The organism is Mucilaginibacter angelicae (assembly GCF_042434235.1).
In the GTDB taxonomy this organism is placed as follows: Bacteria; Bacteroidota; Bacteroidia; order Sphingobacteriales; family Sphingobacteriaceae; genus Mucilaginibacter; species Mucilaginibacter angelicae.
Map to the genome: position 1 here is coordinate 656,598 of NZ_JBHLTS010000004.1, position 25,323 is coordinate 681,920.

At 44.6% G+C, this 25,323-nt stretch carries 28 protein-coding genes; 13 read left to right on the forward strand and 15 right to left on the reverse strand.

From position 1 onward, the window contains the following. The first annotated feature begins 24 nt into the window (after nucleotides 1–24). From ACFFGT_RS02655 to ACFFGT_RS02670, 4 genes are read left to right on the forward strand one after another with little or no spacing between them, the layout of a single operon-like run. Nucleotides 25–396: a hypothetical protein gene (locus ACFFGT_RS02655; RefSeq protein ID WP_377020951.1), complete on the forward strand. Its 372-nt coding sequence runs from the start codon at nucleotides 25–27 to the stop codon at nucleotides 394–396. A gap of 53 nt (nucleotides 397–449) precedes the next feature. Continuing rightward, nucleotides 450–1,235, forward strand: a complete 786-nt coding sequence (locus ACFFGT_RS02660) for an alpha/beta hydrolase (protein ID WP_377020952.1) — start codon at nucleotides 450–452, stop codon at nucleotides 1,233–1,235. Between the two features lie 13 nt (nucleotides 1,236–1,248). Then, nucleotides 1,249–1,662 carry a hypothetical protein gene (locus ACFFGT_RS02665; RefSeq protein ID WP_377020953.1) on the forward strand — a complete coding sequence of 138 codons (414 nt, stop codon included), beginning with the start codon at nucleotides 1,249–1,251 and terminating at the stop codon, nucleotides 1,660–1,662. Continuing rightward, nucleotides 1,662–2,306, forward strand: a complete 645-nt coding sequence (locus ACFFGT_RS02670) for a M17 family peptidase N-terminal domain-containing protein (protein ID WP_377020954.1) — start codon at nucleotides 1,662–1,664, stop codon at nucleotides 2,304–2,306. Before ACFFGT_RS02665 ends, ACFFGT_RS02670 begins: the two co-directional genes overlap by 1 nt. Nucleotides 2,307–2,336: 30 nt before the next feature. Here ACFFGT_RS02670 and ACFFGT_RS02675 read toward each other — a convergent pair whose 3' ends face one another. From ACFFGT_RS02675 to ACFFGT_RS02700, 6 genes are all read right to left on the reverse strand, one after another. Then, nucleotides 2,337–3,983, reverse strand: a complete 1,647-nt coding sequence (locus ACFFGT_RS02675; RefSeq protein WP_377020955.1) for an amino acid ABC transporter ATP-binding/permease protein — start codon at nucleotides 3,981–3,983, stop codon at nucleotides 2,337–2,339. After that, nucleotides 3,970–5,712 (reverse strand): ABC transporter ATP-binding protein/permease, encoded by a 1,743-nt coding sequence (locus ACFFGT_RS02680; RefSeq protein ID WP_377020956.1) that lies wholly within the window; start codon nucleotides 5,710–5,712, stop codon nucleotides 3,970–3,972. The genes ACFFGT_RS02675 and ACFFGT_RS02680 overlap by 14 nt, the downstream gene beginning before the upstream one ends. Beyond that, nucleotides 5,709–6,971 (reverse strand): cytochrome d ubiquinol oxidase subunit II, encoded by a 1,263-nt coding sequence (gene cydB / locus ACFFGT_RS02685; protein ID WP_377020957.1) that lies wholly within the window; start codon nucleotides 6,969–6,971, stop codon nucleotides 5,709–5,711. Before cydB ends, ACFFGT_RS02680 begins: the two co-directional genes overlap by 4 nt. 4 nt (nucleotides 6,972–6,975) lie before the next feature. After that, nucleotides 6,976–8,373, reverse strand: coding sequence for a cytochrome ubiquinol oxidase subunit I (locus ACFFGT_RS02690; RefSeq protein WP_377020958.1), 1,398 nt, complete (start codon nucleotides 8,371–8,373; stop codon nucleotides 6,976–6,978). 61 nt (nucleotides 8,374–8,434) lie between these two features. Further along, the gene (locus ACFFGT_RS02695) at nucleotides 8,435–9,202 is read right to left on the reverse strand and encodes an alpha/beta fold hydrolase (protein WP_377020959.1); all 768 of its coding nucleotides are present in this window, start codon (nucleotides 9,200–9,202) and stop codon (nucleotides 8,435–8,437) included. Nucleotides 9,203–9,214: 12 nt separating this feature from the next. Beyond that, complete coding sequence (locus ACFFGT_RS02700) at nucleotides 9,215–9,754, reverse strand: MaoC family dehydratase (protein ID WP_377020960.1); 540 nt, start codon at nucleotides 9,752–9,754, stop codon at nucleotides 9,215–9,217. 356 nt (nucleotides 9,755–10,110) lie between these two features. On the opposite strand from ACFFGT_RS02700, the gene ACFFGT_RS02705 reads away from it, so the two are divergent. Together ACFFGT_RS02705 and ACFFGT_RS02710 are read left to right on the forward strand one after the other, a co-directional pair. Continuing rightward, nucleotides 10,111–10,662 (forward strand): hypothetical protein, encoded by a 552-nt coding sequence (locus ACFFGT_RS02705; RefSeq protein ID WP_377020961.1) that lies wholly within the window; start codon nucleotides 10,111–10,113, stop codon nucleotides 10,660–10,662. Between the two features lie 81 nt (nucleotides 10,663–10,743). Next, the gene (locus ACFFGT_RS02710; RefSeq protein WP_377020962.1) at nucleotides 10,744–11,634 is read left to right on the forward strand and encodes an NmrA/HSCARG family protein; all 891 of its coding nucleotides are present in this window, start codon (nucleotides 10,744–10,746) and stop codon (nucleotides 11,632–11,634) included. Between the two features lie 208 nt (nucleotides 11,635–11,842). Here the strand turns inward: ACFFGT_RS02710 and ACFFGT_RS02715 are convergent, their stop codons facing one another. The 9 genes from ACFFGT_RS02715 to ACFFGT_RS02755 form a co-directional block, all read right to left on the reverse strand. After that, entirely contained in the window at nucleotides 11,843–12,805 is a 963-nt protein-coding gene (locus ACFFGT_RS02715) for a toll/interleukin-1 receptor domain-containing protein (RefSeq protein WP_377020963.1), read from the reverse strand. Between the two features lie 515 nt (nucleotides 12,806–13,320). Further along, nucleotides 13,321–15,267: an AAA family ATPase gene (locus tag ACFFGT_RS02720; protein ID WP_377020964.1), complete on the reverse strand. Its 1,947-nt coding sequence runs from the start codon at nucleotides 15,265–15,267 to the stop codon at nucleotides 13,321–13,323. Between the two features lie 210 nt (nucleotides 15,268–15,477). After that, complete coding sequence (locus ACFFGT_RS02725) at nucleotides 15,478–15,816, reverse strand: zinc ribbon domain-containing protein YjdM (RefSeq protein ID WP_377020965.1); 339 nt, start codon at nucleotides 15,814–15,816, stop codon at nucleotides 15,478–15,480. A 126-nt stretch (nucleotides 15,817–15,942) separates the two neighbouring features. After that, nucleotides 15,943–17,217 (reverse strand): MFS transporter, encoded by a 1,275-nt coding sequence (locus tag ACFFGT_RS02730; protein WP_377020966.1) that lies wholly within the window; start codon nucleotides 17,215–17,217, stop codon nucleotides 15,943–15,945. 170 nt (nucleotides 17,218–17,387) lie between these two features. Further along, nucleotides 17,388–18,533, reverse strand: a complete 1,146-nt coding sequence (locus ACFFGT_RS02735) for an FAD binding domain-containing protein (RefSeq protein WP_377020967.1) — start codon at nucleotides 18,531–18,533, stop codon at nucleotides 17,388–17,390. Continuing rightward, complete coding sequence (locus ACFFGT_RS02740; protein WP_377020968.1) at nucleotides 18,517–19,185, reverse strand: DsbA family oxidoreductase; 669 nt, start codon at nucleotides 19,183–19,185, stop codon at nucleotides 18,517–18,519. Before ACFFGT_RS02740 ends, ACFFGT_RS02735 begins: the two co-directional genes overlap by 17 nt. Before the next feature lie 66 nt (nucleotides 19,186–19,251). Then, nucleotides 19,252–19,518, reverse strand: coding sequence for a UBP-type zinc finger domain-containing protein (locus ACFFGT_RS02745; RefSeq protein WP_377020969.1), 267 nt, complete (start codon nucleotides 19,516–19,518; stop codon nucleotides 19,252–19,254). A gap of 92 nt (nucleotides 19,519–19,610) precedes the next feature. After that, nucleotides 19,611–20,681 (reverse strand): NADH:flavin oxidoreductase/NADH oxidase, encoded by a 1,071-nt coding sequence (locus ACFFGT_RS02750; RefSeq protein ID WP_377020970.1) that lies wholly within the window; start codon nucleotides 20,679–20,681, stop codon nucleotides 19,611–19,613. Nucleotides 20,682–20,721: 40 nt separating this feature from the next. Then, complete coding sequence (locus ACFFGT_RS02755) at nucleotides 20,722–21,141, reverse strand: DUF2630 family protein (protein ID WP_377020971.1); 420 nt, start codon at nucleotides 21,139–21,141, stop codon at nucleotides 20,722–20,724. Nucleotides 21,142–21,923: 782 nt separating this feature from the next. Here ACFFGT_RS02755 and ACFFGT_RS02760 point away from each other — a divergent pair. From ACFFGT_RS02760 to ACFFGT_RS02790, 7 genes are all read left to right on the forward strand, one after another. Then, on the forward strand, nucleotides 21,924–22,412 hold the full coding sequence (locus tag ACFFGT_RS02760) for a DUF1281 family ferredoxin-like fold protein (RefSeq protein ID WP_377020972.1): 489 nt from the start codon (nucleotides 21,924–21,926) through the stop codon (nucleotides 22,410–22,412). 32 nt (nucleotides 22,413–22,444) lie between these two features. Then, nucleotides 22,445–23,506 carry a DUF932 domain-containing protein gene (locus ACFFGT_RS02765; RefSeq protein WP_377020973.1) on the forward strand — a complete coding sequence of 354 codons (1,062 nt, stop codon included), beginning with the start codon at nucleotides 22,445–22,447 and terminating at the stop codon, nucleotides 23,504–23,506. A gap of 49 nt (nucleotides 23,507–23,555) precedes the next feature. After that, the gene (locus ACFFGT_RS02770; RefSeq protein ID WP_377020974.1) at nucleotides 23,556–23,891 is read left to right on the forward strand and encodes a penicillin-binding protein; all 336 of its coding nucleotides are present in this window, start codon (nucleotides 23,556–23,558) and stop codon (nucleotides 23,889–23,891) included. 15 nt (nucleotides 23,892–23,906) lie between these two features. Next, entirely contained in the window at nucleotides 23,907–24,323 is a 417-nt protein-coding gene (locus tag ACFFGT_RS02775; RefSeq protein ID WP_377020975.1) for a hypothetical protein, read from the forward strand. A 197-nt stretch (nucleotides 24,324–24,520) separates the two neighbouring features. Then, nucleotides 24,521–24,724 carry a hypothetical protein gene (locus ACFFGT_RS02780; RefSeq protein WP_377020976.1) on the forward strand — a complete coding sequence of 68 codons (204 nt, stop codon included), beginning with the start codon at nucleotides 24,521–24,523 and terminating at the stop codon, nucleotides 24,722–24,724. A 6-nt stretch (nucleotides 24,725–24,730) separates the two neighbouring features. Continuing rightward, a complete protein-coding gene (locus ACFFGT_RS02785) occupies nucleotides 24,731–25,009 on the forward strand; it encodes a hypothetical protein (RefSeq protein WP_377020977.1) in 279 nt (92 codons plus the stop codon). Then, on the forward strand, nucleotides 25,006–25,299 hold the full coding sequence (locus ACFFGT_RS02790) for a hypothetical protein (RefSeq protein ID WP_377020978.1): 294 nt from the start codon (nucleotides 25,006–25,008) through the stop codon (nucleotides 25,297–25,299). Before ACFFGT_RS02785 ends, ACFFGT_RS02790 begins: the two co-directional genes overlap by 4 nt. Nucleotides 25,300–25,323: the final 24 nt, after the last annotated feature.

Below are 25,323 nucleotides of genomic sequence, written 5' to 3' on the forward strand. Positions count from 1 at the left end.
AGTTAAATTTAATCATTAAAAATCATGGCACTCAATAATTTTAAAGAAGTACAGGCTTTTATAACCGGGGTTATGGAGGAAAATAAAACAGAAGGCGCGCCGCCGCCAAAATCGCCGCATAAGGCATTTTGGCAGAGCATGAGCTATGAAGACTTTACAACCGGAAACGTACCGGGCGTTAAAGATCCCGCCACCGGGAACGCGATCAGTATACTGACCATCGGCGATTCCGCCTCAAGCAACCTCATATTGGCGCTACGGGGAGAGGGACCGTTATTCAACCCGGATCACGGTGCATTCGGCAGAATGCCGGCTAATAATCAAACACCGTTTTCAGACGTTCAGATTAAAGAACTGGCAGACTGGATTGATAAGGGCTGTCCTGAATTCAGCTAAATAAGATCATACAGGTTCCGGTCGTCCGGATAAATGGCACTAACGAAAAAACAATGGAAAATCCGATAAGGGTAACAAGGGATATTACTTACAAGAACGATCTGAAGCTGGATCTTTATAGCGGTAAAAACGCCAAAGGCGCCATTATTGATATTCATGGCGGTGGATGGTTCCATGGTGACAAAATGAAGGACGAAGACCTGGCCACCAGGCTGGCACAGGAAGGATACCTGGTCATTGTTCCCAACTACCGGCTTACACCGTTGGGGACTTTTCCTGCAGGCCGCGAAGATATCCTGGCATCTTTGGACTGGCTTATACAGTCTGCTTATGTTTTTGACCGGAATAAGATCGCTGCATGGGGCAGTTCAGCCGGCGGCAATCTCGCTGTGGAAGCGGGATTGCTGCGCGGCATTCCCGTCATAAGCTGGTCGGGCATCATTGACCTGGAAGGCTTTATTTCAGAGACTGACGGCAAGGCATCTGAAACAAAAACAGAACTCGATTTTACCGTCATCCCGAGCGCTGATATCAATCAGGGCGGCCGGAACGATGCGTTTCTAAGGTGGTGTATTTATGCCCTGATCGGCGGTGACAGAAGCTTATTAAAAGAGGCGACGCCGTTAACACGGGTAAGTTCGTCAAGTGGACAAATGTACCTGGCCAACTCTGTGAATGAATTTGTACCCGCTGACGGTGCACTTAAATTACAACAGGCTTTATTAAACGCCGGTGTACCCTCTACCGTTCAACTCGTCCCGGGTACCGTCCATGCCAAGGGTTATATGTCTCAGGCGATAGCCGCCTCCCTTAGCTTTCTGGATAATATTTTTAATTAAACAATTTCCCGATATGGATAATGATAAAAAAGTAATAACCGCCCATGAGTTTCAATTGATCGGCCAGGACGGAAATATCCGGGCGGTGCTGACATCCGCAGACGGCGGCACCGATCTCACGTTCTCCGGCATCGGCGGCAAACCGCAGCTAAAGCTTTCCGCTACCGGCGACGGCCTGGCCTCACTGAATATGTACGAAAATGACGGCCGGGAAAAGATCTCCATAAGCGTGGATGATCAGGGAACCCATGTACATCTTGCAGGGGCCGGGAAACAGGAAAGTTATCTTTTTCTGAAAAACACGGGAGCTTCCGGGCTGGTCCTCACGGACAGGAAGGGCAACCGGCGTTTGGAGGCAAAGATAGGGCCTGATGCGGAACCAGATATCACCATCTACCCGGTAAACGACGAAGAGAAAAAACTTTAATGATAAAAACTCCGATCAGCATGACAACTGCAGGGAATGAAAACAACAGCAAACCGCTCGTAAAAAATGGCGTACGTTTTAATACCGCGATAATCAGTCCTTCAGAAACGATGACCTCCCTTCAGATCGTCTGTTTCTTTGATTATCAGAAAAACCGGCATTATGAAGGGGGGACCTATGCTGTAAACGAACACTTTGGCGGCGAAATAGACCTGCTGCGCCGGTCCGGTTTCTTCCGCGGCGCAGTACTGGAAACACTGTTAATTACACCGCTGTTAAAGCAGATACCGGCAGACCGCTTTTTACTTTTAGGCTTAGGTGATCCGGAAGAACTGAACGCTGACCGTATAGAATTAATCGGGTATACTGCCGTGATGGAGGCCATTAAGCTGCAGGTGAAGGATTTTTGCTTTGCCCCGAGTCTGAAGGACGCGGGTGTTGTCCTGTCATCCGAAAAAACCGGCATATCAGAAATGCTGGTGAAAGGGATGCTCAGGGCGATAACGGCATCAGCCGCCCTGTTGCAAAACAACCTGCTGAAACCGATGGTCTTGACGGACATCACCCTGCTTGCAGGTCAGGCTCAGGGGGCCGGCGCCTACAAAGGGCTGCAGCGGGCATTCGGTGTATACGAAGGTAACTAACCCGTTAAAACGGTTCAGAGCAAGGATTGCTTATCGGGGTATTTTAACGTCCGGACCGGTCAGTTCATATATACGGTCTGCCGTTAACCCTGGTAAAGCCTGATGTGTGATCAGTATAACTGTTTTAAGTTTATGCCAGCTGTTCACCAGTTCGATAAGGTTTCTTTCCGCATTCCTATCCATGCCTTCAGCAGGTTCATCCAGCATAACGATCGGCGCGTCTTTAAGGATAACCCTCGCCAGCCCAATCATCCGCTTCTGACCGCCGGAAAGGTTTCCTCCCTCCTCTTCAACGATATGCAGCAAGCCTGCCTGGAATGCTGCGAGGTGATCTTTCAAACCGGCTGAAACAGCTGCATGGTTCGCTTCCTCATAGCTTGCTCCCGGTTTGGCAAGCATAATATTTTCCATTATACTTACATTAAACATCGCGGGATCCTGTTCCAGGTAACTTATCTCCTCTTTCAATCCCTGATTTTGAGTTACTTTATTTCCATTGATAAAAACACAGCCCGACTGCGGGGTGATAAAACCGAAAATGAGGTCCATCAGTGTTGACTTACCGGAACCGTTTACCCCCTTGATGATCGTTGTGGTTGCCGCGGGCAAAGTCAAACACAGATCATTAAACAGCAGCCGTTTCTTATAACCGAATTTGATATGCGACAGGAAGATCCCGCTGCCATCAGGATTGAGATAATCTGCAGGCTGACCGCCCACTTTGCTTTTTACCAGGTTATTCAAAGCCTGTGCTGATCTGAAAGTATCCGCCTGTTCGTAAAACAACCCGGCAAGCGGCGAAATCGATTCAAATAAAGCGATCACCAGCAAGGCCGACAATACCATCGATGGGCCGGCAGTCATGGGCTTGATATAGCAAAATAAAATCAGGACAACAACCAAAGCCGATTCCAAAACCAGCGTATGTATAAATACACACAATGCTTTTCCGGTCAGTTCCTGCTCCTTTTTCAGACCCGCAGCAATGATCAGCGACCTTGCATCCTGGCTGTACCGGGTAAATATGCCGGATGACTGCAATTCCTTATGACCGCTGAGGTGGTCACTCAGATGAGATTCCAGCTGCTGTAACGAATAATCCCCGCCTGATCTTAACCCCGCCTTCAGGGAAATCAAAGGAAGGATAATCCCGCAAATCAGGTAAATACCCGAAATAAACATCGCCAGCAAGGGCTGTACCCGGAAAAAATAAATAATCGCGGTTAAACAGATCACGAAATTAATAACCCATGGCAGGAGCAGCCCGGTCAGCAGCTGATCCAGCTGGTTAACATCGTTCGTCATTTTTGTAGTAAGCTCAATATCCCTGAACTTTACAAGGCTCTCCTTATCGCAATTAAAAAGCTGTCTGAAAAGCCAGGTCCGGGTTTGTCCTGCCAGGCGGAAAGTAAGTTTATGATTATACAACCTTTCCGCATATTTTAAGGGCGGTTTTGCCAGGGCAAGAAAACGGATAATTGCGCTCGGTAAAAACAAATTATATTGCTGCATGGACATTAATCCGAGACCGGTAACAGCAGTCGCAGTAATAAACCAGCCTGATATACCGACGAGGAGCACCCCTGCTATGGCCGCTGCCAGCGCAATTGCCAGACCGCCCAGGGAACGTAAGGATAATTTCCGGTACGGCGGAGGAAGGTTCTTAAAATTGATCATGAATAGCTGCCTGCTTAAAGTTTACCGGGGTATAATCTGTTTCCTGATGAGAAACCAGGATAATTGTTCGCTGCTGCGCGTTCACGGAAAGGGCATTCATCAACCGGATCGCCGAATCCCGGTCCAGATGGGTGCAGGGCTCATCAAGCAGCAAAACAGGTGCTTGCTTGAGCAGCACCCTTGCCAGCGAAACCTTGTGCCTTTCCCCTCCCGATAAGGATTTACCATCCTCTTCGATCAGCGTGTCGAGCCCCTCTTCATACGGAGCGATAAAAGATGTCCAGTCCAGGTAGTCATGCAGTATGCTGATGATTTCCGTATCGGTCAATTCCTTAGCCATGCAAAGGTTATAACGAAGTGTTCCCCTGAAGATCCGGGATTTTTGTCCCGCCCATCCGATTATTTCTGAAAGCTGTTCGGGGCTGACCTGCCGGGTGTTATTTCCTGCGATGGTTACTGTTCCCTTTACCGGGAACCGAAAACCATGTATCAGATCCAGCAATGTGCTTTTCCCGGATCCGCTGGCGCCTTTAATCCAGACCTTCTCTCCCTGCTTCAGTGACAGGGAAAAATCATTAAAAACGGGTTTTCCGCCCGGGTACCCGAAATGCAGATTCCTTACGTCTATGATAAACTCACCGGCTCCGGTCATTAACGAAACAGCCTTTCCGGCTTCATGTCCCTTTGCCTGTGTTTCCCCCCTCTTCACATTTGTAAATATGTCCTTCCGCTGAAAACTCATCATCGCCCCTATGGCACGGCTCCGGTCATGGTAATAAACACCCAATTTCTTAAGCGCGGCAAAAAATTCCGGCACAACCAGCAGCAGGGTCAGCCCGCTGGTCAGCGTGAACTTTTCGGCAGTGTCAAAATTTACATAGCCGATCAGGCTCAGGCCGATAACGATCGCCACTCCCGCTATGATAATGGTACTGAAAAAATCAATCGCTGCTGATGAAAGAAAGGCCATCCTCAATACCCTTAAAGCGCTGTCCTCATATTTTTTTGAGGCTGCCTGCATTTTCTTTACCTCAGCGTCTTCTGCACCGAAAATATATAAAGTGGTGATGCCTTTGATGCGGTCATAAAAATATCCCCCCATGCTGGTAAGGTTCTCCCACTCATTCCTGGATTCCGTCGTTGTTCCTTTTCCGATCAGGATCATATAAACAGGCAGAACCGGAACGGTAAAAAGCATGATAAGCCCGCATACCCAGCTGATCGTGAATACATACGCCAATGTGATCAGCGGAGCTGCCAGCGATAAGGTTTGCTGCGGCAGGTAACGTGTAAAGTAGGGGGCCAGCGCTTCCGCCTGCCTGCCGAAGAAAAGGATGGCGCCGCCGGTTTTTTGGTCCGGGGTACATTCAGATAATCCTTTTTCGAGTTGTTCGAGTACCGAAATCCTGACATGATCGATAATCTTTTTTGAAAACCGGGCGGATATCTTATCAGTCAGATATCCTGTACACACATATAATCCGGCCAGTACGATCAGTAAAATAAAGGATAAATAACTGCCTGTGGCTGACTTTTTCAGTACCGCTCCTGCCAGCAGCCGGGCAATCAAAATGAGCTGGACAAATCTTACCAGATATCGGACTGTCTTTAGGGTGACGATCAGCCTGATATTTACCTTCCATTTGTCTTTCATGGCATCCAGCTGTGACCGGGCAGCTGTAAGTGCCTCCTCATCCTTCGGATCAGTTATGGGAATTTCGATACTCACAGTTCTTTTGCATTGGTATTTTCGTTCCGGGAAGTTCTATACCAGCCCGCACAAAAAAGAATAATGAACAGGACTGCAGTTCCAAGCGCGGTAAAGTCGCCTAAAAAGCCCAGGATGATGAAGAATAAAGCCAGCCAGAAAAGTTTCAGGAAGATTTTTATGGCCAGGTTTAATTTTACCGGAACCCTGTTTTCCGGATTCAACCCGCTGTCCTGTTTTAAATCCTCCTGTTCGTCAGTAAGTTTCGGATCATAATCGGGAGAGACACCTGTTTTTCCTTTAAAAACGTAATAAGAATAAAGCAGGTAAGATAATATGACGGGTATAACGATCAAGGCACCGTACAGCAAAACGGTGTTCCCATAAAGAGGAGCGCCGGCATCATGGATCCTGATAACGGGTGCAACGATGAACGGCCACAGATGACTGATCACAAAAACACCCAGGTACACAAACAGGAAAATATTAAGCAAAAAAGGAATTTTGTCATTTTTAAGTTTGAGGCAATAATAGATGCCCAGCATCATCAGGGCTGCGCCGGAGATCCACACCGGGAAAGGAACAGACAACCCATCATAATCGCCATGAAATTGGAACCGTGGCTGAAAAGCGTACAGGTATTTTCTCGCGGCAAGCACTAAACCGGCTAAAAACACCGTCAAAACCAGGACTACGCGGGCAACTCTTCTTACCCGGTGCTGCAGGAGACGGTCGGTTTTAAAATTCAGCCAGTTAGCCCCTATTACCATATAAAGCAGCAGGACGATTATCCCGGTACATAAGGTGAACGGCGTTAAAAAGTAGAAAGGATCAGTGGTATTCAGGTCCGCACCGGATCTTGGCCGGATCCCTTCCAGCAGGTTGCCTAAAATAATGCCCTGGCATAAAGATGCAAGAACGGAGGCTACGCTGAAAACCATATCCCAGCTTCTGCGGCGGGAACTGGCGAGGAACCTGAACTCCATGGAAACGCCCCTTAAAGCCAGGGATATGATCATTACAATAACCGGGATATACAGCGCAGGCAGCAGCGTGGCATAAGCATTCGGAAAACCGCCGAAAAGCCCGACGCCGGCAAGAACGATCCACGATTCATTACCATCCCATACCGGAGTAATCGTATCTACAATGGTATCCCGTTCCTTTTCATTTTTAAAAAACAACAGCAGCGAACCTGCACCCAGGTCAAAGCCGTCAAAAATGGTGTACATGAGCACTGCAAAAACAATGATCAGGGCCCAAACGATATGAATATCCATGGCATTAATTTTTATAAGAAGATTTGACGATACCCGGCAATCCGGCAGTGAACAGCTCTTTTTTCATACTGTCCGTTTTCAAAGTCTCATGCAGCAATTCCGGCCCCTTTTTAACCAGCCTGGAAATGTAATAAATAAAGGCTCCCAGCATACCAAGATAAATTACCACGAACAGTGTAAATGAAAATACAACCTCTCCGTTGCTGAGCACCGAAGCCGCTGCGCTTGTCCTTAACTTACCGAAGATCACATAAGGCTGGCGCCCCGCCTCCGAGGTCACCCATCCGGCTATGGTAGCTATTACACCTGCAGGTGTTGTCCATAAACAAAGACGCAGGAACCATTTTTTTGTATAAAGTTTTCCGGTAAATCGAAGCACTACGCTGGTCATTGCGATAAAAAAAATCAGTATGGCCGTCAGAAACATGACCCTGAAAAAATAGAATGTGATCGCCATGTTGGGCTGCTCATCCGGCCTGGTGCGCTTTAATCCGGCGACGGTGCCATGAATAGAATGCGTTGTAAGAATACTCCCCATATACGGAACACCGATCTGAACGGTGTTCCGCTGATTTTGCTGGTCGGGGTTTACAAATAACAAATAAGGCGCGTTGGGTGTATCTTCCCAGAAACCCTCGAGCGCCTGGGTTTTCGCAGGCTGATACACGGACATTTTTCCATAAAGGTTGTCCCCCACCCACATCTGAAGCGGTATAAGGATAGTGATAACACCCGTTGCAATGGAAAAACAGGTTCGGGCAAAATCTGCATGCCGGTTTTTAAGCAGATACCAGGCGGATATACCGGCGATCAAAAAACTGGCAGAGAACATGGAAGCCATCAGCATATGCGGGTACCTGATGAAAAATGAGGGATTAAAAACGGCATGCCACCAGTTGGTTATATAAAACTGTCCGTTCCTGATATCATAGCCCGCGGGCGTATGCAGCCAGGAATTAGCACCCATTATCCATGTGGAAGAGATAAGTGTACCTAATGCCACCATAAATGTCGCAGCAAAATGCACCTTTTTGTTGACCCTGTTCCAGCCCAGCAGCATGATCCCCAGGAAACCGGCTTCCAGGAAAAAGGCCGTCATCACCTCCATCCCGATGATACTGCCCAGAACAGGGCCTGCAGCATAAGCGAACCCGGACCAGTTCAGCCCAAATTGAAAAGACATGAAAATACCGGTCACCACGCCGACCGCAAAATTTACCGCGAAAACCGAGGACCAGAATTTATAGATCCTGAAATAACCGCTCTTCCCCGTCTTAAGGTAAAGACCGTGGATCAGTACTAAAAACCAGGCCATGCCTATGGAGATGGCTGGAAACATGATATGATAGGACGCTGTAAAGGCAAACTGGTACCTGGAAAGGTGTTCGGCTAAATTGTTCATTTAACTAAGCTTCTGTTAAAATTCATACATTCCGGAGTCTTCAAAGCAATGGTCAGGCAAACTACAGCCGTCCGATTTTCAGCAGGATATCGCTGAGCTCCCGCGGTCTGGACAGCTGCGGCGTATGCCCCGCATTGAGTTCATAAACATGTTTGATTTTTGCGGCCGCAATCATTTCTTTCTGAAGCTTATTACCGATTCCGTGGTCCCGACTTGTTTCAACATAATATTTGGCAACCTTTCCGAACCTTTCTTCGCTGAGCACTACCTCATCAGCGAAAGGGGCGGCAGGCTCAGATTTATAGTGATCAAGGATCAGCTGCTGAACATCATCAGACCCGTCCTGACAAAAGATGTTGATGATATCTTCTTTTTTAATATCAAATCCGGAGTGATCGTCCGATACCAGCAGGGAAGCGCCGAGCAGCGATTGCTTATCAAGCGAAGAAATAGCATAAGCAGACTGCCCGTTTTGCGGAACATATGCAGCCACAAAAACCAGTTTTTCGATCAGTTCAGGTATACGTTCAGCAACGCCGGAAATAATAACGCCTGCAAAACTGTGACCGACAAGAATGACCTTTTCACCCGTTTTCTCAATACGGTCACTTACAAATTTTATATAGGAATCCATGTGCAAAAGTTTTGGATCCGTATGATCGCTGCCATGTCCGGGCAGCTGAATCGCCCAAACCGGATTGCCGTATTCAGATAAGTTTTCTTTAACCATTTCCCACACAAAAGGCGCGGACCATGCGCCGTGTACAAGAACAAATACCTTATTTGTGCTATGGAGTTTGGAAGTATGTTGTGATGAAGTATTTTCCATGATTTGATTCAGTTATACGGCTGGGTTTATTTTTAGAAGATACTTGTGTGTACCGGACAGCACCAATTCACCATGCTGGTTATGAATGGTCGCGGCCGTTTCAACTAATCCGGTGTCCCCCTGCGGTGTAAGCGATATGATTTCCAGTGCCGGATACAGCGTATCGCCTGCATTCACTTCTTTCAGGAATTTGCAGGAAAGTTCTGTAAAGGCGATAAATGTTTCCCCGATCACATGAGGGAACAGCGTAGCACCCGGCGCGGTAAAGGCAAGTACCTGGAGCCCGTGGACTACCGGAGCTTTATGTCCGTGCTTCTTTGCCCAGACATCATCATAATGAACCGGGTGATTATCACAGGAAACGGTCTGGAAAGCCGCGGAATGGGCATCTGTAAGCGTGCGGCTTGGCGCTCTGAAGATCTCGCCGATCTTAAGCTCCCCGAAGGTTCTCGCAGGCACGATCAGGAAGTTATCAGGATCAAATCCTGTTGCAGGGGGTGTATTAGCGTTGGTTAGCATGGTATTGTTGTTTTTTTTATCTGCACAGTCCAAAAAAACAACCAGAAACCAAAAAGCTGTAAATCAAATATTTAAATCAAACCCAGGTAAAAATAGCTGACGAAATACCGTTAATTTATGAACACAAAGGTATGCCCCCTCCCCTGTCAGCACTCCCAGACCAGCCAGCGCCCTCACCGGAAAATGCAGAAAGTATTGCTCCGGCGGGCATGGCAATGATATGCCGGCTGCCTGGTGCGGTAAAACCCATCGCTGTTAATTTTTTTGACCGCCGTCATAAATTAACGTCATTTCGTAATGAACAACCGGTTAAAGAATCAATAAAACACTGACCTGCAATCAATTAATCACCGGAAGGGATTTTGTTCATCTAATTCAAAACAATTTACATGGAAATCATTCAAACCCCGGAAAACGCGCTTTCTCATTCGGTGGTAACCGCTGTTATACATGCGCCCATAGAAAAGATAGATATCGCGGATTGGCTATTGCAGCTTCCCGACCAGGAATACCAGCGTTGTTCAAAAGATCATATCGCAGCCGGAAGAACCGCTACTTATGACGGTGTTCCGATGTCTGTTAATGTCGAAACTATCGGCGATGCACTGGTAATTCAGCACTACGTTGCCGTTGTTCACGAACCTCATTACTGCAGGATGTTGTCGGTTTCTGATTCCATTACAAAAAACGGACGAACCAAGGTCCAGGTTTTATGGGAACTCAGTGTTAAAAAAATCGATGACATCAGTTGTGAATACACGAACGAGATACATGCAACGGCAACACCCGAACTTTTCAGCTTTTTAAAGGAACACGGTATAACGCTTGAACAGGCAGCGGCGGCCAGGCAGGCGGCCTCGGACAGCCATAACAGGGAGGAAACACCGCTGTTTGCGAAAAGCATCGAAAAAAAGGCACTAACAGGCACCTACGGAATTTAACAGTCCATTTTTGTCATCAGGACATGGATGTGCAGGCAGCATCTTCCTGCTTTGATACACATCATTTTCACCACCTGGCTTATGAATTTCAAACGTAAAATAATTATCTGCGGGGCAACAGGCAACCAGGGTGGCGCTGTTGCCGCCGCCATGCTTGCGGAAGGGATCTGGAACGTTGTCGCGCTTACCAGAGATCCGCAGTCAGTTGCCGCGTTCAGATTGGCTGCTGTAGGAGCTTCGGTGCTGAAGGCGGATACACGGGACCTGTCTTCACTTGTACAAGCCTTCGCGGGTGCCTACGGCGTATTCGGCCTGACTCAACCCTGGTGCGCTCTGAAAGGGGAATATGATATTGAAAGTGAAATTATACAGGGGAAAAATATCATCTGGGCGTGTAAACAGGCAAAGGTCAGCCATTTGATCTTCAGTTCCTTTATCAGCTTCGCTGACGGCCGGACCGGTGTAAGCTTTATTGACAGCAAACTGAGGCTGGAAAATATCCTGTCTAACCAGGATATTCCTTACACAATACTCCAGTCTGCTGTCTATATGGAGCATATTGACTGGCAGAATGATTCAAAAGACGCCGGTACTGTGTCAGGAAATTACGCGGCGAAATCTCTCATACCCTATACCGCACTGAGGGATATCGGCCGTTGCGCTGCTTTTATCTTTGCTGAGCCCGGCAAGTTTATACGCCGTACCATCCAGGTTACCGGAGACGTCCTTTCCGGTGAAATGATTGCTGAGATACTGACTCGGCTTACCTCCCGCGCATACAGGTACAGGTCCCGGTCAAAACTATGGCTGTGGTTTTTCCGGCCGGAAACGTTCCGGTTAAGACTATACCTCGAACGCTCACGTGGGTATCAGCCCGCCGGATCAGCCGCTTTGAAAATGAACAGCATGGAATTCCCGTTTAAAAACACAACGGTTGCAGAGTTCTTTAAAAGAAAGTTATCCGGGCTGTAGGTTGCGCCCCTCTTATCAACCGCAATTCTCATTATATCGGCATCGCTGGCAACCTGGAACAAAAATTCATTGAACACTTATCAGAGTTTTTGAATGTTATCAGAGCTCTTTTATAACGGATATTTAAATTTGTTGCTTATTGATACCGGTGCGATTCCTCTATGAAAGAACTAAAGATATTATCCTATTTATAACAATAATCTGAAAATCACCAGTCCCAGGATAATATCAATCTTGAACCATCTGGTACATCATTGATAACCAGATTTATATATAATTTATCGGAAGAAATAAATGGCTCAATGCTAATCGTTTTGCCTTTATGAACAAGTGAACCATATACTTTTGTAGGACGTCTTTCTTTCGGAAAAAAAACATGATTTCCCATCGTGCCGAATTTAACTGGAAGGTTTGTTGCAACAGATTCGGTTATATCTAAATAACTATTGATAGTCTCAAAAAATATAGAGTGTTCATATAATTTGTAAGGAACCAATGGCTCCGATAAGTGAGTATAAGCAACACCACTGCCCGCCTCTTTTTCAAATTCGACTATGCCTAAATTAGATGTTACATTTTGAATCGTACCTGTACATGACATTCCCCCACTTCTAATCTTTGTAATTCCCTCCTCAGTAGTATAAAACCAATTCGTCTTTTGAGCCAATGCAAAATGCCCCAACGGATCTTTTATAGTATATTTATTGTGCCCGCTTTGATAGACAAATGGTTCGCCACCAACTGTATGAGGGATCACTACTCTCGGGTTTAACGCAAGTTTTATTTTTTTTATAATCGCCTCTAATCCGATTGTTGAATTAATAGCGAATTTATCTGCCAGCGGTGGCGAAAAATTTATTACATCTGTTAATGTAACATTGTGCCAAATCGGTAGCAATATCTTGTTGTCTGAATGAATTTCCCGCATAGCCAAACCCCTCAATTCTCTCCTGGTCCATTTTTTTAAGAAAAAATTATGGCTTAATATTATAATTGCGAAATCACATGTCAACAAACCTCTATCAATAGATTCGATTAAACTATCACCATGTTTTAACTGAAATTCATCATACCAAACTTCAAATCCTTCGGCCTGCAACAACGTAGCTAAAGGCCTTGCCAAGTCCTCTTTATCTTCAGAGGCGTGTGAAATAAAAATCTTGCTATTCATTGAAATTATGAGTTAAATTTAGGCTATTTTCCGGACTATATTCATCCGACGTCGTAAACATATTGTTGGCGTCTTGAATTGAATTTGTAAGAACTACTTATGCTATTCTGCCTCAGATTCGTCGAAATCCAATTTTTTCCAATCTTCTTTCCCAAGCTGTCAGGATCTGCTGTAAATACTCCTATATAACCTGAAGCAGTATATTATTTAATCTTCAGTAGCAGAAGTTTAGGTTCTTATATTCTTCTTGAATTGTCGTCACTTCTTCTGGTATATTCATCGAGTTGAACTGTTTTTACAGAATTTTAAATCCGTTTAATATACCGATTTCAGTTTGGAAAATCGCATAATTAGCCAAATGATCTGCGTGATTTTTAGGGTTGGCGATATAATTGAAAGTAAACATAAAAATACACATCATTCAACGGTCGAGCCAAATTATCAACATAACCCGGTGCTCTAAAGTGTACGGATTAGTATGGTCAAGCCTCATATCTGCCCAGATCCGAATAGGATCACGGTAGATTGTGTTTTTTGATAAATGCGTATACACCTTCCGTAAGTTTCTGCGCACCTGTACTCAGATCGTTCCAATGATGCATATAACTTGTCGCTGTCCGGGCGAATTCTGCCTTATTATAAAGCTTTCCGTCGTCAGTAAAGATCTTTTTTATCTCCCCTTTAGATATCATGGCCTTAACAATTTCACCAATAGACTGTGTTGGGAAGGTTTCTACCGGCACCTCACCAAATCCAAGCTCCGCGGAAGCAACCTTTTTGTAGGCCGTTAGTGTTGCTTTTAGTACTTCCGGGCTCAATAAATTCTCAATCTCCAGTACAGGTAGTTTATGATAATTATCCCCCAGTTGATGGAATAATAATTCATGCCTCTGATCTTTACCCGTATCGGCATCATGAATAAGAAATATCCGGTTGGCTACCCGGCTCGCGCGGATTGCCTCACTTAACTTCGGTTCGTCAGAAAAATCATAATGGACCACATTGTTGCCACCAAACTCCAGGAAAGCAAAGTGCAGGTCTTCCGAAAAACGAAGTTTACCTCTACCAAGGTGTTCCATATACAATTCCAGATATCTACGCAAATAGATCCTGTCAGAAATGCCTTCTACCCATATCGTGCAATTCGACAGGAATACAGATGAGTTGCGAACACCCAGTAGGTTGAGTATAGGCAGACCGGGAGACGACAGCCTGTCTATCCTAAAGTGAGCTTCCTTCATCTGCAATTTTTTCTCGAAAGAAAAGATTGCGACATCATCAGGATAGTCAATAGTGGTATCCAGAAAATGATTAGAGTGTGTCGCGATGAAGAATTGCATCTTGGGAAAACGGCGCATAACTTCTATAAATATCCGTTGCATTCCGGGATGGAGATACAGCTCGGGTTCTTCGCAGAGCACAAGGTGATGCTCATTGTGCTGATTCAAAAATATCGGGAAGGTCAACAATATGATCGCCTGGATACCATCACCAAGCTGATAGATTGGAAATTCGTTTTCATCACCAATCTTGATATGCACTTCTTCACCACGTTCGTCTGAAATACTCCGTACTTCAACCTTTTGCCCGTTGAAAAAACTTGTGCTTAAAAAATCCTCAAAACCTGCCAGCACCGCACGCTTCGATTCTTTTCCGTTCATCAATGAACGTACCTCCTCGTAAAGCCCTTCCCCCGAAAAAATATCTTCCGCGCCGAAATTTACGAAATAACTCGGTTGATCATCTTTACTGCCGTACTCATCCTTTTCAATAAAATGGTCAAGCAAAGTCCGGATCTTCAGGCTGTCTTTCCCAATTTGCTGAAAATTATCAAATCGCAACTCTTTGAATGACTCAATTCCCTGCGTTTTTTCCTTGCTTTCATACAGCCTTCTGAGCGATCTTAAAACCGGTATATAGGTAACACTAAACTTCTTACCTGACATAGGCGTAAGTGGCAGAATTTTTTCTTTTAGTATTTCCAGCTCTGCCTTAAGTGATGCTATCATTGCAAACCGCTCATCAAAATCAGTAATCACACTTTCGCTGAAGTTCATTACTTGAGTAGTGATTGAACTCAACATTTTCGCCAGATCATGTTCATTCAAAAATTTCTTATTAGGCAGATAGTGTTTTACAGCGCCATCTCGTCCGACATCTGAAAAATGTCCGCCAATGAATTCAAGGTGCCTACGGATTAAACGCAGCACTTTTTGTTTTTCTATTTCAAGTATACCGATATGATAATGTTCACCATGAAAACTAATACGGCACTCAAATCTCGGATCGTAAGAATAAAACTCCCTCGCAAGGCTCCTTATAAAACGGCTTTTACCACTATTATTGGCACCGATAAAGAAATTGATTTGAGCAAGCGGCCCCAGTTTATGAAGAGGGTTATTATCATCAGTATAGTTTTTAAAATGTTCGGATGGCTCCACAAACTCAATGTGCTTTATCATGATCGTATTTTAGGACATCGAAAATACTCTATTTATTTCAAAATGGTCAATTGGTAGACTACAGGTAAAAATAAAGACAGCTTTCAAGCCGGACACTATACTGCCGGCTGAAAACTAACGCGATTTATCGGTGCTAAACAACTCGGAAATTATTAAAAACCTTCAATTGTGTTACAGGAAGATTCCTTAGCGGAGTCGATTTGAAACATATTATGCTTTCCTTACAAACTCTGATTTTAATGCCATTGCGCCAAACCCATCGATCTTGCAATCTATGTTATGGTCGCTGTCAACCAAACGGATGTTTTTTACTTTGGTTCCTGCTTTTATATTTTGGGATGAACTTTTTACCGGGAGATTTTTGATGATTATCACCGAATCCCCGTTTTGAAGAATATTTCCGTTACTGTCTTTCACAACAAACGCTTCAGCGATCTCTGTATTATCTTCCTGGCTCCACTCGTGCCCGCATTCCGGACATACAAGTAAGTTGTCCATTTCGTACGTGTAAGTTGATTTGCATAAGGGACACGGCGTAAGTTCATTCATATTTATAGTATTGTTTTGTGCGTGCAAAGGTAAAAATATTCTAATAGAAGATACGCCATTGTAGTAGAAGCAGCGGATAACCGGGCTTCAGGAATTCTTTAGGCGCAAGTCAATTCTGCGCTTTATTTACTGAGAAGGCTCATCCAGTTGATATTGAAGCAAGGGATCTGCACAGGCTACGGCGTCACCCGGCAAAGGCTTACTTTCTACAGGCATAAACCGGTTAATCAATATGGCGCAAATAGCCATTCCGATACCAGCCCAACGAAGTGCCATCAGGGAAGTAATATGATTAGATAGCCAGCCCCACCAGGCGCTCGATATCGCCAAACCGCCCTGGAAAACAGTAACATTGACCGCAAGAAAACGGGCCTTGAATGCTGCGGGAGAATTTTCCTGTGCCATAACATTCAACGTAGATGTCGCGTTGATCCATCCAATACCCAGCACAAACATCGTTGTCATCAGCGGCCAAAAGGTCGAAACAAGCGTAAAGCCAATGAAACAAACAGCAATGAGTAGGCAACTGCCAAACACGACCGTGCCTGCGCCGATGTACTTTCCCCATAAACCATAAAGATAGCTTCCCACCAAAGCTCCTGCGCCCACCGCCGCCCACAACCATGTGTACTGGCTGCTGTCCTGTGCCCATATATATTTGGAAAGCTGCGGAAGCAGCGCAAAAAATGCACTGACAAAAGCGGTAAATGCAATGGTACGCACAAGCAGCAACCGGAACGGAACTGATTTACGTACCTCCTTTAACCCTTCCCTTGATGCGGTCCGGAAGGTTACATGCACGTTTGCTTTCCTTGCATCGTGCCAGCGCAGCAGCCCTATCGCTAAAAAAAGGAACGACAGGGCATTAATCAGGAAAATGGCCTGTATGCCCCAGGAACTTAAAATAATGCCCCCGATAGCAGGGCCGATAGCTCTCGACAAGTTGAAGTTCACGCCGTTCAATGCAATGGCTTCCTTCATCAGATTTGGGCTGACCACCTCAGGAGTGATCGCCTGCCATACCGGTGTTGTAAAGGCTGTACCCAGCCCGATCAGGAATGTAAAAACCAGCAAAATATTCATGTTCAGCAGCTTCAGAAAAGTCAAAAGGGATAGAAAAAAAACGACTGCAAACAGAAGTATCTGCAACCAGACAAGCAGCTTCCGCCTATCCATCTGGTCAGCAATGACGCCCGCCAGATAGCTGAAGAGCAACGAGGGCAGCGCTGAAGCGGTTTGTATCATAGCGATCAGGAACGGTGAAGCTGAGAAAGTCGCGGCGAGCCAGCCCACGCCGACATTCTGCATCCAGGTTCCTATGTTCGAAATAAATGCTGCAAGCCACAATGTCCGGAATAGTGTTTCAGCAAACGGAAGAAAGGCAGTGGTCTTAAGTTTCATAGATTAAATTTATGAGAAGACGATGCGGTGATCAAATATAAATTCAGCAAAGGTTTGGCCTGATTCATGCAGTTCGTAGCTGGTAATTCTAACCACTCCTTACTACCTCCTTTTGGCAATTTAATTGCTTTCAGGAACGCGGATTCCCTAATTGCCCTGCAAATACCTTGTTAATAACCAAATTGGGACTGATCCCCTAACGTCACGCCTCTTTTGTACAGATAATTTCCTAAACTCAATTGCGGTTCTTCCCATTGTCTCAAAGCAGCTTCAATATCATTTCCATTGATTTTAAGAAAATGAGCAAGTGAAATACCATTTGATACGGCCTTAGCTGTGCTTGCCGCAGTATGTGGCCGCGGTGTAAATGCAGAATCTCCAACCAGCGCCACCCTGCCCTGATACATTTTCTTAACGGACAAGTCATTGATAGGTTGCAAAAATGGATTTTTGGTAGCGGTCCAAAGACTTTGGAATATAGGTGGCAGAACCATTTCAGCTATCGCTGTCTGCTGATCAATAAATTGCGGCCTGACATAACCCTCCGGTACAAAGCTGTTTCTCAAATTACCGTTAATATCGGTAAGTAAACTGTCAATCTCTTCGCCCGGCTTAACATTCCAGTACCAAACCCAGTTGAGCCTCCTGTTCCCTACACTGACCTCATCCTGATTACCAGGAATCAGGTAGCATAATATATGGCTGTGATCCATATTATAGAATGTAAAACGATCTTGAAATTCTCTTAAAACCCTACTATCAAGTTCTGCTTCCGGGACAACTCCCCTCCATCCTACATATCCTGCATAGACATGATGAATCTCTGGAAATAATTCGTTTCTTACTGTCGAGTTGGTACCATCTGCTCCAATCAGCAAATCAAAATTTTCATTCTTCCCGTTTTCAAATTCAACTGTCACTCTTCCTTTATCCTGGTAAAATGATTTTAATTTATGCTCATAATAATAATGTTCCTTGGGAAATCTCTTTTGCAGACGGTGGTATATTGTTCCCCAGGCGGTCATCAATTGTATTACATCCTGCTCGTAAATTTTATTACCTTCTTTATTTATATATGTTCTTTTAAAAATGGGGACACTGATATCTTTAATTGACGCGATATGATACTTGTTAAAAAAGTTAATCAGTTCATCCTGCAATACGATGCCCGCTCCCCGATCTTCCAGTTCCCCTTTCGATTTTTCGTAAATGCTTACATGATGTCCCGCTTCTTGTAAAGCTATACCGGTAACAAGCCCGCCCAAAGAGCCGCCGATGATTCCTATATGAAGAGATTGGTCAGTCATTTTCAGCATTTTGTGTAATAAATTGAACAAAGGTCTCACTTGCCTGGGCACCCGAAATAGCCTTAGAGCCTATAATATACAGGGGGACACTATTAACACCCCGCATGGCATAGTTTGCTTCTATGCTTCTGACCTCATTTATGGTTTTAAGCGATTGCAATGCCTCTTTTACTTTTACCGGATCTAACCCGGCTTCTTCAGCTATCTTTAATAAAACATCTTCGTTTCCTATATCTTCCCCATCAGTAAAATAAGCTTTAAACAATTCGTTTGAAACTTCTATTTGCTTATTCACTTCCTGCGCATAGCTGATAAGCAAATGGGCTTTGAAAGTATTCGGCGTTATCTCTATTTTATCATAGTTAAAATCAAGACCCACTGTTTTTCCAGCCGTTGTCACATTCTCATCCAGAGCCTGGGATTTCTCCCAGCTACCGAATTTTCCAGAGCGGTAAAGCTTCCGATTCTGACCTTCTGCCGGCATATCCTTATTTAGTTCGAAAGGGACTAAAGTCTGGTTAAAGTCGTACTTATCTTTTAATGAGTCCAGTGCCTGGTCCAGTCGCTGTTTTCCGATATAGCACCATGGACATATGTAATCACTTACTATTTCTATGTTTATAACCTGCTTTACAGGTTTTTCTTCGCTTTGATGTTCCATTTTTTTCCTGCTTTAACTATTATAAAGATTTGATTTGCATACTGTCCAAATTCATTTAGATAAGCGTTAAAGCCCCATAGCTTTATCATCGATAAAGCAGTAGGCCCATTTCTCATCCGGCTCAGCCGATATTATAACCGGGTGTTTGGTATTACGGGCATGTTGTCTCGCATGCTGGTTCGGCGAGGAATCGCAGCATAAAACAGCCCCGCAGGTCTGGCAGCATCTTAAATGCACCCAATAACTTCCGGTCTTTACACATTCCTCGCAAACGTCCTTATCAGGGAGAATAATTGTAAAGTTTTCTAAATGCTCGCAAACGTCACCATTCATATATTGCTGTTAATAGGTTTCCTGTAAATATTTATGTATGAGCGTTATTGATCCCGCTGATCCATATCCGTTGCTCAATTCCGTTTGCATGTTTAAAAGGCCCTTTTGTATTGAAAAGGAACAGGTATATCTTTTTCCAATTTGGCTGCCGCACGGAGCGGGAAATAAGGGTCTCTTAAGAATTCCCTGGCGATAACGGCCAGGTCTGCTTTATTGGATGTAATAATTTCATTTGCCTGCTCCGGTGAAGTAATAGCCCCGACAGCGCCTGTAATTATTCCCGTTTCCGATTTGATCTTTTCAGCAAATGGTACCTGGTAGGATGGGTAAACCCTTGATTTGTCCAAAAAGACGAAACCGCCTGCCGATGCGGTAATCACATCAACCCCGTTCTCCTTTAAGATTCTCGATAGCTTTACACTGTCCTCAATCCTCCAGGCATCATCGTCTTCGAGGTAATCCACAGCAGATATTCTGACAAAAAGCGGCATGTCTTCCGGAATGACCTGCCTGATCTGTTTCACCGTTTCTACTAATAAACCGATACGCCTTTCAAAACTTCCGCCGTACTCATCGTCTCTGCGGTTAACATAAGATGAATAAAATTGATGAAACAAATATCCGTGGCCGGCATGCAGTTCGATACTGTCAAAACCCGCAGTAACTGCTCGCATTGCCGCGTTCACGAAAGAAGATCGTATATCTGCTATTTCTTCGACACTCAACGCTTCAGAATGATAGGTATCATCCAGTTTAATAGGCGAAGCGCTTTTTGGTAACCATCCGCCATTTTCCGCCGATATGTATTTCATGCCATCACGGGGGTGGGAATGACTGCCTTTTGCACCCGAATGCCACAGTTGCACCGCGATTTTCGCTCCTTGTTCGTGTACGAATTGAACTACGTTTTTCCACGCGTTTACCTGCTCATCATTCCAGATCCCCGTATCATTTGGAGTGTTCATTCCCCTTGGAGAAACAGCCGTCGCTTCAGTGATGATCAGCGCAGCTCCTCCTACAGCGCGGCTTCCCAAATGAACCAGGTGCCAGTTGTTGACCAGGCCGTCAGTTGCGCTGTATTGCTGCATCGGTGACACAACGATCCGGTTCTTTAATTCAAGCCCCCGGATTTGGAGCGGTGTAAATAAATTATTGTTCGCCATAATCTTTCATTAGGAATTTCATCATACTAGAGAGCATTTATTATTCGTAGTTCTCATTTGTGTCTATATCCGGCATCGCTGCCGTCTCAGAGTTTTTATACGCATCGCTGCGTGCCCTTCTTTGCCGGAGCAAGTCCCAGTATTGGTCGAGTTCCAGTTTAACCCGATGCAATTCATTGATATCGGCATCTGTTAAATTTTCTTTCCCATCTAGCTCATCTTCCTTAGTTGTAAGCTTCTTAATATGAGCTAATACTGAATCACTCTCTAAATATGTTCCCATTTCAGTTGTTGCTGATCTTAAACTTTTTATCCGTTTTAATAATTTAAGTTTCTTTTTTCTACGGATTCTTCCCAATGTGCTTGACGGATAAGCAATCATGCCAAATACAAGGACAAGCACGAATAAAGCTATCATCCAGTAAAGAAGGCTGTTGTCGGAAGGGGGAATATTGTTCATAGTTGGTTATCAGAATTATTAATGATGTTTTTATCATTAGATTTTTGTTACCTGCACCTCACATACCAAGTGGCATGCCAATGGCTAAACAACTGTATAATAGCCATTTGATTACAAATCGGCCATTTTAAAATTCTTTCTATTTCGCCAATTCACGAAATGCGTTTACAGATATTTCGATCTGATCCCTTTTTCAAAACGTTATCATATGCGTGATTTCGGAAATAAATCAAAAGGAGCCTGCAGCTGGCAAACTGGAGCGTTTTTCAGTTTCTTTAGAAAGATGCCGGACCTTCTATCCGGTTCTTTCATTCCGCTCTGCTGCATGCCTTCACCAGATCACGGCCGGCGGAGCAAAAGCCTGTCTGCCGGATGTCCGGCCACAACCCGGATCAGACCGTATACTCCGCTTAACCTGGCTGCTCCCTCCCGTTCATCCTGCAGACAGGCACTTGCTCTGACCTGGCTTTCGGGTTTCACTGCCTTTCAAAATCTTCAAACAGACTTTTACATGTATTTCATTCTTATGGTCAGCGCTCCGTATTGTTTTTTATCGACCGGATAAAAAGTACAGCCAAGTTCGTGTCCGTATTTTTTGACGGGGCGTCAAAAGACTACGACATAAACAGTTTACTCCCCTGAGGGTCCCCCCTATTTATTTCGTTTCCTTTTGCCTTTTCCGGCCACAACCCGCTGCTTTCTTTTTCCCCTTACCTCTAAAAAACATAAAGAAGAGGCTGGCAAAAAAGAAAAATAATTTTTAAACAATTAAAACAGCAAACATGGCAAACTGGTGCAGCAACACGGTAGAATTTATTGGCGAACATAGCCAATTTGAGGAATTGGGAAGGCTTTTTAAAGCAATGGCAACAAAAGAAAAAAAGGAACGCAGGGGGCAGCTCCCCCCTTTTGCAGAGGTTGACAGTGGATACCTTTTTGAAATCCGCTGGGAGGGCGGTGTGCTTTATTATGAAACCAAATGGTCGCCGAATACAGAGGTGATAGTTGCTATCGCTGACCATTTTAAAATAGGTTTCAGGTACAACTACAGTGAACCCGGCAACTGTGTATTCGGGGAAGCTGCTTACAGAGACGGTACGCTTACTGATGTTGCGCTGGATTGGGACGATATCGCAGCGTACGACTTTGACGAGGATACGGATACTTACCGCTTTGAGAACCAAAACTATGATAGCAGCGAAGAAATACTCGAAAAACTACTGGAAAGAAAAAAGGCGATACGGAAACTACAGGGTTTGAACAACGGATAAATATTACACACCAACATTAAAAATAAAACATCATGGCACACAATCTCAATTTTAATCAGAAAAACAACGATTACAGCTTCTTCAGCGTAAAGGAACGGGCATGGCACGGGTTAGGTAAAATTGTTGAAAGATATCCCACCAGCGCCGAGGCCATCAGGTACGCAGGCCTGGACTACCTTGTTGAAAAACGCCCCCTATTTACTTATGACACGGATAATCATTATGGTGATACCGATCCGATCATTCCAGAAATCCGTGTACCGAACTACTTCGCTACCGTTCGTACCGATACCGAGGATGTTTTAGGAGTAGTCGGCAAGGACTACGAGATCGTACAAAACGTCAATGCTTTTGAATTTTTCGATGCCATCGTTGACGGCGGGGATGGCATCCTGTATGAAACGGCAGGTGCTTTAGGTCAGGGTGAACGTATTTTTATTACAGCCAAACTTCCTGATTATATCCGTGTGGGCAAAGACGACCTGATCGAACAATATCTCTTCCTGACCACCTCCCATAATGGCTTCGGCAGTATAACCGCTGCCTTTACTCCGGTCAGAGTAGTATGCAACAACACGCTTAATGCCGCACTCAGCAGCCACAGCAACGCCGTGAAAATCCGCCACACTTCATCAGCCAACGACAGGATAAAACAGGCGCACACGCTGATGGGCATCAGCAGCAGTATCAGCAGCGAACTGAACGGATTGTTAAATTACTGGGCGCAGGTACGCATTACCGATGCTGAACTGAAAAAACTAATACAGATCGCCATGGCACCCAATAAAGAGGTACTGCAAAACCTGCAGGCAGGCGAACAGAGTGAGCTATCAGCAAGCTATACCAACATCGTTGATAAGGTCTGTGAATATGCGCTGAGCAGCCCCACGCAGCAGATGGGGACTACCGCGGGTACGGTATTCGGTGCTTATAACTCGGTGACCGGCTATTTTCAGAATGTAAGGAATTACAAGAACGAGGAAGCCAAATTCAAATCTATTATCGAAGGAACCGCAAAAATGCGGGGACAGAACGCATTTAACCTCTGCCGGGATTTCGCGGTCCACGGTGCAGATGCTTTAAGATTCAATTAATCATTCAGGGGGAGCAATCCCCCTTTTTCATTCTTTTAACAAAAGAAATATGACACGCTCCAACATACATATTACCTTGTCAAACGGCAGGAAAATCAAATGCGTTGCTGACAGTAGCAGCGCTCCAGAACAGGGATATATTGTCGAAAACCTGATACTCCCGCTTCTAAAGCTGAATAACGCCGGTGAAGAACTGCGACTGCTTCAGGAACATTGCACAATGTGCGAGCAGCGGATTAACGCTACCTACCTCTATGAAATAAGCATGCAAACCAAACTGGTATATTTTTATGAAGAGAGTTACGATTTCGGCAGGGGCAGGTTTATAAAGGGAGAAGACATTACGCAGCGGTATGACAGTTATCTCCTGATGATTAAAGACTGATTAATTTTTAAGAAGATGGTAAAGATTAAAGATGGTTACGTCATGTCTTCCTGTGAAAAAACAGAGTTTGACAGAATGAATACTCTTCCAAGAAAAACAAGTGGCAGGGTTGACTACTATTTCAAACCGCAGACCAAATACCCGCCCCGTATTTACGTTTTCATGCATGCTGAGATCTGGTGTGACCGCAACCGCAGGCCAATGGGTTTATATTATGCCGTCCCCTTTCTTTCCCGTCCGATGAACAGGGTAGAAATTGAATATCACCATTTCAATATCCGGCTGTGTTATTACCAGTACGGGGACTGGGATAAACTGATCTATGCAGAAGAACAGGAAGCGGATGAACTGGATAAGGAAAATCCGGGATCAGGTACAGCTTTTCTCGAAAAATTAAAGAGTTTTACGGGCACTTATAGTTTGATCGGCTGAAAGAAAAACACAGGGAAATGGTAAGGTCATCCTGCAGCTACTGAATCGTATTTATCCGTATTCAATAAATCAGGGCATAACGTCCCCTTATTTTAAAAGCATTTAACAATCTAATTTTAATAAATTTGTATATGAATTCTACATTGATGCCAGGCAAGCCTGGCCAGATCTGCAAAATTATTTCAGATATTGCTGACATGGAACCGGAAGACGTCTATATCGTTACAGAAGACCCTTCTGAATTCAGTGCAGAAGACGATATACTGGTAGTTAATCTTAAGGAACTGCAGCGGAATGTTACAAACCCGGATAATGCTCAACGTATTCCGGTCCGCAAGGATGAACTGGTTGTTGTAGGTGACGACCTGGCCACTTATGTTCAGTCGTGGAATATTAAATAGCTGGTTGTGGATTTAATAAATGCACATAAGAGTTTCTGGAAAGAAAATGATTATCCCTATATCAAAGTGGTTGAAATTCCTGAGGCTGAACTGATCCAACTGATTACAAAACTAAGCAGAACAGATGTTATAGAGTGGCTGATTTGGAATGACAGGAACGGTGTTTACAGCGATGAATCATCCATCAGGGAGTTCGGAAAGGCGATGTCTATAGAAGAAGGTATTGAAATAATGCTGCGCCAGGCAGAGGAAAACAGAGTAGTAACACATTGGAAAGTAGTATGATACAGGAAATTCACACCATTGAAGACGTTGAAGTATTCATGCGCGATCTTGCTAAAGAAGGTGTAAACGCCCACCCTGATGAGCTTTTTGAAAATTACGTGAATATAAAAACAAACGAACCGACCTTTTCTGCTGAAGACGCAACCCTGCGTAACTCTCTTATGGAAAGGTCTTTTGTGATTTGTAAAGATGCCGGTATTGATATATATGATTTTATGCAGGAAATATTTCTTAAGGAAACCGGACTGGATAAATACATACCTCTACCGTCCTCAGTTAGGGGAATTTAATCAGGCATCTTACTTGTAACCTTG